Annotated in this window: 10 protein-coding genes; 5 read left to right on the top strand and 5 right to left on the bottom strand. The window is 38.0% G+C overall.

Annotated elements, in window-relative coordinates:
• Nucleotides 1-47 precede the first annotated feature (47 nt).
• From glmU to VB711_RS17550, 3 genes are all read right to left on the bottom strand, one after another.
• Nucleotides 48-1,403, bottom strand: coding sequence for a bifunctional UDP-N-acetylglucosamine diphosphorylase/glucosamine-1-phosphate N-acetyltransferase GlmU (gene glmU, locus VB711_RS17560; protein WP_323287488.1), 1,356 nt, complete (start codon nt 1,401-1,403; stop codon nt 48-50).
• A gap of 157 nt (nt 1,404-1,560) precedes the next feature.
• Entirely contained in the window at nt 1,561-6,375 is a 4,815-nt protein-coding gene (locus VB711_RS17555) for a PAS domain S-box protein (protein ID WP_323287487.1), read from the bottom strand.
• A 207-nt stretch (nt 6,376-6,582) separates the two neighbouring features.
• Nucleotides 6,583-7,467, bottom strand: coding sequence for a tRNA (5-methylaminomethyl-2-thiouridine)(34)-methyltransferase MnmD (locus tag VB711_RS17550; RefSeq protein WP_323287486.1), 885 nt, complete (start codon nt 7,465-7,467; stop codon nt 6,583-6,585).
• Between the two features lie 100 nt (nt 7,468-7,567).
• On the opposite strand from VB711_RS17550, the gene VB711_RS17545 reads away from it, so the two are divergent.
• From VB711_RS17545 to VB711_RS17525, 5 genes are all read left to right on the top strand, one after another.
• The gene (locus VB711_RS17545; RefSeq protein ID WP_323287485.1) at nt 7,568-7,786 is read left to right on the top strand and encodes a type II toxin-antitoxin system HicB family antitoxin; all 219 of its coding nucleotides are present in this window, start codon (nt 7,568-7,570) and stop codon (nt 7,784-7,786) included.
• 2 nt (nt 7,787-7,788) lie between these two features.
• Nucleotides 7,789-7,977, top strand: a complete 189-nt coding sequence (locus VB711_RS17540) for a type II toxin-antitoxin system HicA family toxin (RefSeq protein WP_323287484.1) — start codon at nt 7,789-7,791, stop codon at nt 7,975-7,977.
• 56 nt (nt 7,978-8,033) lie between these two features.
• Nucleotides 8,034-8,870: a sulfurtransferase gene (locus tag VB711_RS17535; protein ID WP_323287483.1), complete on the top strand. Its 837-nt coding sequence runs from the start codon at nt 8,034-8,036 to the stop codon at nt 8,868-8,870.
• Complete coding sequence (locus tag VB711_RS17530) at nt 8,867-9,529, top strand: YqiA/YcfP family alpha/beta fold hydrolase (protein ID WP_323287482.1); 663 nt, start codon at nt 8,867-8,869, stop codon at nt 9,527-9,529. The genes VB711_RS17535 and VB711_RS17530 overlap by 4 nt, the downstream gene beginning before the upstream one ends.
• 285 nt (nt 9,530-9,814) lie before the next feature.
• Nucleotides 9,815-10,957, top strand: a complete 1,143-nt coding sequence (locus tag VB711_RS17525; RefSeq protein ID WP_323287481.1) for a histidinol-phosphate transaminase — start codon at nt 9,815-9,817, stop codon at nt 10,955-10,957.
• Between the two features lie 14 nt (nt 10,958-10,971).
• Here VB711_RS17525 and VB711_RS17520 read toward each other — a convergent pair whose 3' ends face one another.
• Both VB711_RS17520 and VB711_RS17515 read right to left on the bottom strand, forming a co-directional pair.
• Nucleotides 10,972-11,424 (bottom strand): hypothetical protein, encoded by a 453-nt coding sequence (locus tag VB711_RS17520; protein WP_323287480.1) that lies wholly within the window; start codon nt 11,422-11,424, stop codon nt 10,972-10,974.
• 438 nt (nt 11,425-11,862) lie between these two features.
• Nucleotides 11,863-12,483: a GNAT family N-acetyltransferase gene (locus VB711_RS17515; protein ID WP_323287478.1), complete on the bottom strand. Its 621-nt coding sequence runs from the start codon at nt 12,481-12,483 to the stop codon at nt 11,863-11,865.
• Nucleotides 12,484-12,776 lie beyond the last annotated feature (293 nt).

The raw sequence follows: 12,776 nt of genomic DNA, 5'->3' as shown, positions 1-12,776 counted from the left end.
CAAGCGAGGAGGGGGCTATGATCTATAGCATTTAACTAAAAACCGCTTTAACTTTCAGTTTTTTTACACCAACCTGGTTTTACTACCTGACGACACCGGGCAATTACTAGGGCATCATTCTCTACATCTTCCGTCACAGTTGAACCTGCGGCAATATAGACATTATCGCCCAATGTGATTGGTGCTACTAAAACACTATTAGAACCGGTTTTAGTGCGATCGCCTATTTTTGTCCGATGTTTGTTCACACCATCATAATTAGCAGTAATTGTCCCTGCCCCAATATTTACCTTTGTTCCCGTAGTTGTATCACCTAAATAAGATAAATGTGCCACATTAGTGCGATCGCCCAACTGAGTATTTTTCAACTCCACAAAATTCCCCACACGACAACCAGCACCCACTTCTACATGACCCCGTAAATGGGAGTACGGACCAATGCGAGATCCGGCTTGGATAACGCTATCTGTCACTACAGAATACTGGACAGTGACATTTTGACCCAAATCGCTATTTTCAATTAAACTACCGGGTCCAATGCGACTACCGGACTGAATTACCGTTTTCCCCCGCAGGTGGGTTTGGGGTTCAATAATCACATCTGGCTGTAATTCCACGGTTTCATCAATGGTGATACTGGCAGGATCAATGAGGGTGACACCAGCTAACAACCATTTTTCCTTAATCCGTCGTTGTAAGATATCATTGGCTGTAGCTAATTGTAGGCGATCGTTAATGCCGAGAATTTCCTGATAGTCTGCCACATCTACAGCCATCACCTTCCCCACTTGAGTCACCGCATCAGTTAGATAATACTCCTTTTGGGCATTATTAGCTTGTAAATGGGGCAATATCTTCGCTAAATCCGGCCAACGGAAGCAGTAAATACCAGCATTCACCCGATTATTTTGTCTTTGATCATGAGTGCAATCCTTTTCTTCCACAATTTTTTGTAAAATACCCTCATCATTACAAAAAATCCGTCCGTAGCCTTGGGGATTTGACAAATATGCTGATAAAATAGTAGCAGAATTTTGATTTTCTTGGTGAATTTTCCAGAGATTTTCTAGAGTTTTGCTGCGTAACAAAGGCGCATCACCATTTAAAATTAATAAATCCCCAGCGTAACCTTCCAGATGGGGTAATAGTTGCTGGATAGCGTGACCTGTTCCCAATTGTACAGTCTGTTCGACAAATTCCAAGTTAGGAATTTTCTCCATAGCTGTTTTAACTTCTTGAGACTGATATCCCACAATCACTAACCGACGTGATGGTGAAAGGGGTTCTACACTTTCAATCACTCTTTCAACTAATGATTTTCCCCCCAAAGAATGTAAAACCTTGGGAAGGTTAGATTTCATTCTTGTTCCTTTTCCTGCTGCTAAAATTGCGACAACAACCATAATTAACTATCAGTGAATGACAATAAATGCTTTTGTGATTTGGAGATTCAAGGCTAGATCATATCAGTTAATTATCTATGGTTATAAAGTCTTTCTGTGAGGGCGAGGAGTCAAGAGGAGGAATTAGAAGTAGCTACCCTCCTTTATATTCATACTTTTAGGGTGCAACCACAACTCGATTCCGCCCAGTAGCTTTAGCACGATATAGGGCAGCATCAGCAGTTTGAATTAATGCGGTACTACTAGCACCGTGTTGAGGAAAACCAGCAACTCCTAAAGATACAGTCACGCTGCCTAATGTTTTTCTATTATGAGAAACAGATAGTTGGGCGATCGCCTGTCTAATTTCTTCCGCTCTCATAGCAGTTTCCTCAATGGAAGATTCGGGTAAAATGAGGTTCATTTCTTCCCCACCGTAACGACAAGCAATATCTGAACTGCGAATATTTTCTTTTAAAACACCACCCACAGATTGTAATACATAATCTCCTGCGTCATGACCATAGGTATCATTAAACCGTTTAAAATGATCCACGTCTAACATAATCACACCTATGGGCTGTTGTTTACGTTGAGAGCGGGCGATTTCTTGATTTAAAAATTCTTCTAAATAACGACGATTAAATAAACCCGTTAAAGGATCTCTAATACTTTGATGTTGTAGGGTTTCTCGCAGATTCAAATTAGCTAAAGCCAGTCCTACCTGTTCAGCTAAAGCACGGGCAATTTGTTCTTTTGTTTCTGATAAGGCTTTGGGGTTATTACTCATAATATGGAACATCCCTAAAGTCTCACCTTGGGCAATCATCGGAATACAAATAGTGTTAGTAATTTTTACATCTTTGGGAATATGTTGACAACGTAAACCAAATTTTTGAGCATTACAAATATGAATTTTCCCCCGTCTTAAAGACCAGCATTCATTGGGGTAAAAATCCACAATAGATGATAAAGATTCACCCCATGAAGATAACCTTTCCACTCGGTTACGGGAGGAACTGGTAATAAATAAACCTCCACTACAATCAGGAAATAGAGGTTGGACTAAATTACTCAGAATTTGACAGGCTTCTTGAACAGTTAAACAAGCTTGCAGAAAGTCGCTAATTTCACTTAAAATCAGCATTTCTTCATGACGTTGATCTAAGTCTGTAATCCGTTCTTCTAGTTGTTTATTAAGAATTTGCAAAGCCTGTTCCGCTTTTTTGTTGGCTGTGATATTGCGGAAAGTAACAGCAAAACCATCTCCTAATTTTACAGCAATATTTTCAAACCAATATTCAATTTTATCATGGTTATAGTAAAACTGTCTTTGGATAGGTTCACCAGTTTCTACTACTTTAACATAGAGATCAAATAGTCCTTCTTCTTTATTACCAGGAAGTTCTGCTAATAGTCGTTTACCAATTAAATTCTCTCGACCCACAATTTGATAAGCAGTGGGATTAGATAATAACCACTCAAAATCAATAATCTTGCCTTGGTCATTTCGCACTGACCCAAAAGCCATAATCCCATCTAAGGAACTATTTAAAACACCACTTAACTGCATTTCTGAATTTTGGAGAGCATTCTGTACTGTTACCAATTCAGTAATATTAGTAATTAAACCCGTAGCACCCAAAAAATTATGATCATGATCAAAAATAGGTGTTGTAGAAACTAGCGTCCATAGAGGACTGCCATCTTGACGCTGAAATTTGAAAGGATGCTGTTCTCCAATTCCCTGTATTCGTCTGTGCATATAAATTTGTGCTTGGGGACGATCTTCAGGATTGATAAAATCCATTAAATGAGTGCCAATCATTGCACTACAACTATAACCCAGCATATCCGCCATCCGCTGATTTACAAAGGTAGTTTTACCTTCTGCATCTAAGATCCAAACCCCTTCCAAAGTTGTTTCAATAATATTACGATAACGATGTTCACTATCTAATAGAGCGATTTCAAATTCTTTGCGATCGCTAATATCTTTCATGAAACAGTAATGACCAATAAATTTCCCTTTGTCATCGTAATCACTGATCATAATTAATTGTTTATAAAAAATATTCCCATCTTTGCGAACTCCTCTAGCTTCTTGATGAACCTTGCCAGTTTTTAACATAGTTTGATATGCAGATTCCAACGCAGGTAAATCTTCTGCATAAACTGTGATTTGCCATTCTTTACCAATTAATTCATTAGCTTCGTAACCACAAGTTTCTGCATAAGCACGGTTAACACTGACATATCTACCTGTAACATCTAAACGAGCAATACCTTCTACAGCATTTTCCAAAACTAAATTAATGTGACGCAAATTATTTTCAGCTTGTTTGCGATCTGTAATATTAATATGACAACCAATCATCCTGACTGCATTACCATTTTCATCCCATTCAATCACTTGACCCGAAAAAATTACCCACACAATGGAGCCATCTTTATGAAGATATCTAACTTCGTTATAGAAGGGAATTTCTCCATGACTTTGAATATGCTGCTCAAACCTAGTCAATGCACTGGGTAGATCCTCTTGAAACATCAGTTTTTGCCAAGTTTCTGAAGAATTAGGTAGTTCATGATCTGCATAACCCAACATTTTTTTTAACCCAGGGCTTAAATATTCAGTATTATTCTTTAAGTCCCAATCCCAATAACCTGCTAAAACGATATCTAAAATATTTTCTAAGAGTTTAATTTCTCGTTTAACTTGTTGATTTTTTTGCTCAATCAGTTCTATTTTTTGATGTTCAATTTCTAATTGTTTAATGGCGCTAATATCCCGCACCATAAAGGAAAATTGAGGTCGTCCACTATCAGCAATGCCAATATATTTAACTATACTAGATAAGTAATAGGTTTGTATATCAGTATGATGTTCATATTCAAATTGCACCGGTGTTTCTGTTTCCTGACTTTGACGATATTGATCTAACCACATTTGCATTGTTTCTGGTTTGACACCAATTTCACTTGCCCATTTATTATCTAGCTGCTCTCTTGAAACTCCAAAAAATTCCAAGGTAGTGGAATTATGTAAAGTATGGAGAATATCATTTTCTGAAGTTTCAACTACTCCTAACATCAAAGGAGAATAGTCATAAAATATTTGGAGAATTTTAGTTTGTTCTTGCAGAGTTGCTTCTATTTGACGTTGGACTGTCACATCTCTGAAAATCGCACGGGTAGCAATTGGTTTACCTGCTGCAAATCTAACATTAATACTACCTTCCAGGAGAATTTGTTGCCCATCTTTATTAATAAAAGAAATAGCTAATCGCTCTACATTATTTTTTCCCCCTAATTGTAATGCTTGAAATATTTGTTGGCAATTATGTAAACAATCAGGATGAATTAAATCAAAAACTGTTAGGCTATTCAGTTCATCACGACGATAACCTAATCTTTCTAACCAAGCACGATTTACATAAATAAATTTCCCATCTTCCAAGGAAACACTTTGAATTAAATCACTAGCATTATCAAAGAAGTCTTCTAGCTGTTCCTTACTTTGACGTAATTCTAATTCTACTTGATTTCTTTCTGCTTCCAGGAGTTTGCGATCGCGAATATCCCTAGCAATTTTTGATGCGCCAATAATCACACCATTTTCATCACAAATAGGCGAAATAGTTAAGGCTACATCAATTAAACTACCGTCTTTATGTTGTCTTTGTGTTTCATAGGTATTTACTTTTTCCCCTTGTTGAATACACTCTAAAATGAAGGCAGCTTCTGTTTGACGTTCTAAGGGAATTAGGATTTTGATATGTTTACCAATGATCTCGGAGGTATTATAACCAAATAACCTTTCTGCTGCTTGATTCCAAGTAGTAATAATACCATCGAGGGTTTTACTAATAATTGCTGCTTCAGAAGATTCTACAATTGCTGCTAATCTAAATCTTTCATCCCGACTTTTTTGTAAGGCAATTTCTGCCTGTTTGCGTTCTGTAATATCAGTACCAGAAGGAATTAAATGGGTGATTTCTCCCTGTTCATTCCGCAGGGGATAAAGGGAAAAATCAATAATAATCTGTTTTCCTTCTTTTGCTTGTACAGGAATATCAAATCTAACTGCTATTCCTTGTTGAGCTTGTTTAATAGTTGCTCGAATTTTGGCTTGCGCTTCTGGGGAATATTCCCACCAATAGGTATCTGCAAAGTTTTTACCTATTACACCCTCACGGGTGATACCAGCAATATCTAAAGGTGCTTGATTTACTTCTATTAAAATTCCTGCAAAGGTTAATACTCCCACAAAAGTAAAAATACTGTCTAAAACTTGCCGTAAAAATCTTTCACTTTCACTAACTATGATTTCCAGTTTTGACCGTTCTCTGACTTCTATGAGAAAATCTAAATTAGTTTGTTCTAGTTGTTTTGTGCGTGTTGCCATTACGGCTTCTAATTTGGCTTTTTCCTGTTGTAATTCTAGTAATAAACAGGCTTGATGAATAGCAATACCGACATGAATGGCTATTTGTTGTAAACCTTCTATTTCTTGGGTTTGCCATTGACGGGAAGCAGTACAATTATGGCAAATTAACAAACCCCAAAGTTGTGATGTTCTCAGTACAGGTACAACTAAGTTAGCTTTGACATGAAAACTCGCTAAAAATTCTGCATGACAGGGTGTAAGGTTAGCTGTTGTCACATCAGCAATAATTCGGACTTGATTTTCTTGATAGGGTTGTAACCAACAGCTTTCAAAACAAGGATCATGAACTACTTGACCTAAAACAGACCATTGAGGATCTACAACAGTTTCTACTACGACTTTACCACTCCAGTCTAGATCAAATCTGTATAAAAGCACGCGATCGCACTGGAGCAGTTTCTGTACTTCATCTGTCGTTGTTTGTAAAATTGTTTGCAATTCTAATGACTGCCGGATCTGGAGAGAAATTTCTGCCACCAAATAATTCCAATTCCCAGGAATTGAGGTAACATCAGTATCTTGGTGATGATCACGGAGGTTCATAAGAGTTTCTAGCTCCTTTTGCTACTAAAGCCTAGTTGAGTCTAGAAATCAGTCTAGAAACAAAACAAACTTGGCACTATAAGTAAATAAACCTGAAAAAAGGTAATATCCAAATACGCGACTTCTGAAAGAAATCATGGATCTATCCACTTTCTATTTTACTTTTAATTGAGTTGATCTACTTAATTAGTAATTAATTATCAAATATTAACCCTGTCTTAGCCATCGTTTACGCCATTTTGAGGTCGGTTCTAAAGGACTGGTTTGTTGTTCTTGTTGTCGTCTGCTTAATATTGATTCAGTAGTATCATTTAGGTAAGGGTCTTGGTAAGGAATAGCTGCACGAGTGAGTAAATGTTCTTGTTCGGCTTGTCCAAGGGGAGGAAGTAGGGATAAATTCTCTTCTCGATTATGGGCTGCAATTGTCCCCGGTGTCCGTCTCCCCACCGGTGGAGTTGAACCGATAATTAAACCCGCAGCTAACATGGCACTACGCACAGCAGCCGCACAGGAATAGGTAGCTAGTAACCCATTTTGGTGTAAACACTGAGCCAATTGTTCCATAAATTCCACAGTCCATAATTGGGGACAGTGGGGTGGTGAAAAGGGATCTAAAAAAATCGCATTTGCCTGAAACCCTGACTGGTTAACCAATTTGATTGTTTCTCTAGCATCACCTATTAGTAATTTTGCTTGCAGTAAATCTGTTTCTACTTGATGTTTAAAGGCTATTTGGGCTAAAATTTCAGTATAATTAAAATCCCAACCAGTAAATAAGTTGTGGTTAATTGCTGCTTTAGGTACAGACGAATCTAATTCCAAACATATTACTTCAATACTACAACCAGGATTTACATCCCAAATTGTTTGTAAAGCGGCGGCTGTGTTGTATCCTAGACCATAGCAAACATCTAAAAGCCGTAAGTTTCCTTGAGGGGCAATTTTAGCCAGTTGGGTAGGAACAGCAAATTTGAAAAAACTCTCCTGTCTTGCACCAAAATGACTATGAAAGGCTTCGTTAAATGTTTGAGAAATGAAGGTGAAAGAACCATCTCCTGTGGTTTGGGGTAAGAAGTTTTCGGAATTTGACATTGTAATTTTCCAAAAAATAATTATACTCAAAATGCTTGAAAAATGACTTTATCGCGCAAAATATGTTATAATATATAAATTTACTCTTGATCAATACCTTATGCTAATTACATACACAGCGAAATATACCAAAATAAATAGTGGCTATATGGGACAAGTAATTGAATGGCAAGAAGTTATTACCGAAGCAGAAACATTAGAAATATGCAGAGCTATGTTACAAGATGCACTCCAAGAAATGATTCTTGCTTATCGCCAACAAAACAAAGAAATTCCCGTAGGCAACTCTTTACTTGAACAAATTCCCGTAGAAGTTTAATTATGTCAGTAAAACGCAAAGATATAATTAAATATTTAGAAGAAAATGGGTTTTATTTATTGCGGGAAGGTGGCAATCATTCTATTTATACTAATAATCTAAAAACTATTCCTCTCAAAAGACATCGGACAATTGATCGCATCACTGCCAATGAAATTTGTAAACAAGCCGATTTATTACCCAAATTTTAACTGTTGATTCATCCCTTGTATCATAGAAAAGTAAAGTTTGAATTTAGCAATTTTTTATGACTAATACCCAATTTGTTGTTTCTCTACCATGGCTATTTGATCATCTTCAAGATCCTAACGTTGTAATTATTGATTGTCGCTTTTCTCTGGCTGATTCGCAATTAGGTCGAAAACAGTACCAAGAAAAGCATATACCAGGAGCATATTATTTAGATTTAAACCAAGATTTATCTAGTCCTGTAGGAGAACACGGGGGAAGACACCCGTTACCAAATCCTGATGAATTAGCGGAAAAATTAGCAAAAATGGGAATTAATTCTCAAAAAACTCAGGTTATCGCTTACTGTGATTCTCGCTTCGCTTTTGCGTCTCGTTATTGGTGGTTATTGCGTTATTTAGGACATGAACAAGTTGCTGTTTTAGATGGAGGTTTCAATGGCTGGGAAAAAGCTGGATATTCTGTTACAGAAACAATTCCAGAGCCTCAAATCGGGACATTTGTTCCCCACATTCAACCAGAATTATTAGTAGATTTTACAGATGTAAAGAGTCGTAAAGATTATCCAGATATAATTTTAGTAGATTCGAGAGAGAGCGATCGCTATCGTGGAGAACGAGAACCAATTGATAAAATTGCCGGTCACATTCCCGGTGCAGTTAATTATCCCTGGCAAGAAGTTACTGATGCCAATGCTTGTTTACTATCTTTAGAGGAACAAAGTCAACGGTGGAAACAACTAGAAAATGCTCAGGAAATCATAGTTTATTGTGGTTCTGGTGTTACTGCTTGTGTAAATTTACTATCTTTAGCATTAGCTGGCATTCAAACTGGTAAACTTTACGCTGGTAGTTGGAGTGATTGGATTAGTTATGAGAATGTTTTAGAGAAATGAACAGCAAAGATGCACAGGAAGAAATTTCGTTTATTTATTTACACGGTTTTGCTTCTAGTCCTAAATCTACTAAAGCCCAAGAAATTAGCGATCGCTTTGCTAAAATTCAGATATCTTTAAAAATACCAGACTTAAATGCAGGTGATTTTTCTCATTTAACCATCACCCGACAGCTAAACCAAGTCCAAAGGGAATTTCCCGATCCTTCCGTACCTGTAACCCTGATTGGTTCTAGTTTAGGCGGTTTAACATCAGCCCATTTAGGAGAGAAACATTTACAAGTCCAAAAACTGATTTTATTAGCACCAGCTTTTGGCTTTTTATCCTATTGGTTGCCAAAATTAGGAGAAGAAGCAGTAAAAAATTGGCAAAAAGAAAAATATTACCCAGTTTACCACTATGGAGAACAGCGATCGCTCCCCCTCAATTATAATTTTATTACCGATGCCAACCAATACCAAGAACAACATTTACAGCGTCCCATTCCTACCCTCATTTTGCATGGTAAACAAGATGAAGTCATCCCCATCTCAGCTAGTAGAAACTTCGCCCAATTACGTCCTTGGGTAGAATTAATAGAACTGGATAGCGATCATAGCTTAACAAACGTCACAGCCGATATTTGGCAAGCAATTTGCTCATTTTGTCAATTACTTTAATGTAAGTATTCAGAGGATGTTTGAAAAGTTTCCGGCGATTATAAATCGCTACTACACAAGCCAAGTCCACCTACGTGGACTAAGGAAAGATTAAGGGTTTGAAACCCACGGAGGTGGGTTTTGTCTCTATAGCCGCGACTTCTAGTCGCCAGGGCGAGTATGAATTTAGACTTTTCAAACACCCTCTCAGAATCTCAGACTAATAAAAACTCTTCAACTCCAATGTGATAATTTCGAGAAAATCTAAATTCTCTCTACCCCTGCCCCCCTGCCCCCTAAAAAAATATGTTTAAATATATCCGTTCCGACTTAGCCCAACTCAACGCTTACAAACCCCACCCCAGCAGCGATACAGCCGAACCAGTCGCAACCCAATTTGATCGTTTAGACACCAACGAAAGCCCAATAGATTTACCACCAGAACTAAAAGAAAAACTAGCTTGGACATATCAGCAAGTAATAGAAACAAATCGTTATCCCGATGGGGGACATGATACACTCAAAAACGCGATCGCTCTTTACGTCAACGAATCAGCCAACCTTCCCTCCTCAACTTTCACAGAAGCTAATATCTCCGTCGGTAATGGTTCAGATGAACTAATTCGATCCTTATTAATCGCCACCTGTTTAGGAGGAGAAGGATCAATCTTAGTCGCCAACCCCACCTTTTCCATGTATGGAATATTGGCGCAAACCTTGGGTATTCCCGTCGTCACAGTGGCTAGAAATGAAACAAACTTTGAAATGGATTTAATAGCCGCCCAAACCGCCATAGAACAAACCCAAAATCCTCCCATTCGTGTAGTTTTCGTCGTTCACCCCAACTCCCCCACCGCCAACTGTTTAACAGATGCAGAATTGACATGGCTAAGAAACTTACCAGAAGAAATATTAGTAGTAATTGATGAAGCCTACTTTGAATTTAGTCAAACAACCATAGTTGGAGAATTAACACAACGTTCTAACTGGATAGTATTAAGAACCTTTTCTAAAGCCTTTCGCCTAGCAGCCATGCGTGTAGGATATTGTGTAGGGAATACAGAGGCGATCGCTATCCTAGAAAAAATCCGCCTACCATACAATCTTCCCAGCTTCTCCATCGCCGCCGCCCTAACAGCCCTACAAAACCGCCAACTTCTCCTCCAGTCAATCCCCCAAACCCTCAGCGAAAGAGAAAAACTAATTACCAACCTTAGCACCCATCCAGCCTTAGAAATCACACCCAGCGACACCAACTTTATTTACCTACGTCTCAAAACCAACTATTCCCCAAACACCACATTAAAAAATCTCCACCAAAAACTTAGCAGTGAAGGTACTCTCCTGCGACTACTTCCCGGAGGTTTACGAATTACCATCGGTACACCAGAAGAAAACACTCGTACCCTCAACCGACTTCAAACCGCCTTAAATATAGGTGACAAGTGACAGAGAATCTACCATTAAAAACCATCATCCACATCATTACCCAAACGACGTACAATCGCTACTGTTTGGGGTAAAACACCCACTAACATAGCAAAAGCCTGATCCGGCAGATCAACAACCACCTCTGGAGGGAAATACTGTTCAAATTGATCGAGAATCTTCTGAACCCGTTGCCCAGACAAAGGATTTTCTGTAATTTGTTTAATTAAACGAATCCATTGCCGTCTAATCAAGTAAGCCTTTTGACGATCCTCATGAGATTCGGGCGTTAATAAAGACAAATTACCTATTGGTAAAACCCCTTGGCAATCAGAGTCATAATCTCCACCTACCACTGCACCCGGACCAGCAAATTCAGCATGGAAATGTTTAAATAAAATTAACCCATTGCGTCTGCGACTATTGACACTAAATACCTTTCCACTCTGTAAAAGTCTCAAAATATCCGTTTTTTGGGATTTTTCCATTTAATTCAACTAATTTACTAATTATGAAAATAATAGCTCAAATTGCTAGTTATTAATTTTGTCTCTACGGTACTTGTTATGCTAAATGGTCGGTAAGAGGGAACAGAGAACAGAAAAACCAGTTGTGTAATTAATTCTGTCTCATTACTTACAAAATGCAGATGATTGATATGTATGAAGGAAATTGTCTAGTTTCACGCTTTTGTCATCCCATATTAGTGCGGTGCGTCAGATAGAGAAAGTCTGTTGCGTGATAAATTATCGGGTCTGACGCACCCTACAAGAGATAGAATTGATAATGCTTATTTAATAGATTCTGTCAATGCGTAACTCCTAATTTAGCGCAACCCAACGCATTTGTTGGGTTTCGTGCCTCAACCCAACCTACAAAACTTAAATAAGTAGGTGGGTAAACAAAAAACTGTAAATGTTAAATATTTAGATTAAAACTGGATCACCACTTATCCCCTTATGTAAAAATAATTGGCGGGAACGATTCAGGAAAAATCCACTCCAGGGAGGTTCGACTTCCTGCACCCGATATCCCAGCTTGTAATAAAGCTTTCTTGCTTGGTGGTTATCTTCCAGAACATGAAGATATATATCTTCAAACCCCCATTCTAAGCAGACCTTTTCACAGCCTATCAGTAAACTAGAAGCAACACCATGCCGACGATAGTTGAGGTCAACGGCTAAATTAGATAAATAAAGATACCGTTTATTAGCATAAGTCCAAGAATCACTAAAACGTAAACTTACTTCTATAGTTCCAACCACATCCTTAGCACCACTGGCATCTGTATTAACGGCAACCAAACAAGTATGATAAGGTGCAGGTGACGTAAGACGATACCGTATATCTTCATAAATACCCAATCGGAATAAAGGGAAAGCCCATCCCCAGAAGCCCGTTTGCGAGTGAAAGCTTTCAGAAATAATGTGAACAACACCAGTCAAATCAGCCGTCGTAGCTGCACGAATTTGGACTAGAGAGGTGGGTGTTGTGCCAGTATCTGCAACTGGTTGTTGGTAATGTGGATCAAAAAACCAAGGTTTCAAAGCTAACTAAATAATGTATTTTAAATCAATGGTATATATTAAGGTAGGGAAAAATAGCATTTTGCCCCTACATCATATATCTTAGTTTAAGGATCAATACCTTGTCCAAATTGAAAAAAGTCTTGATCTGTAGGTTGGATTGTGGAACATGAACGTATCCCTGCTGGAAACTGCGTGAACACCCTACCGTGGCATTCGCCATAACCCAACAAACACATCGGTTCGTATTCAAGCCTGATAGATGTACTATTTGTGACTAATTTATCAATAAGGAAGATACAATTAAGCTAGAA

The organism is Cronbergia sp. UHCC 0137, assembly GCF_034932285.1.
Classification (GTDB): Bacteria; Cyanobacteriota; Cyanobacteriia; order Cyanobacteriales; family Nostocaceae; genus Cronbergia.
This window is presented reverse-complemented; position numbering and strand designations above follow the sequence as displayed.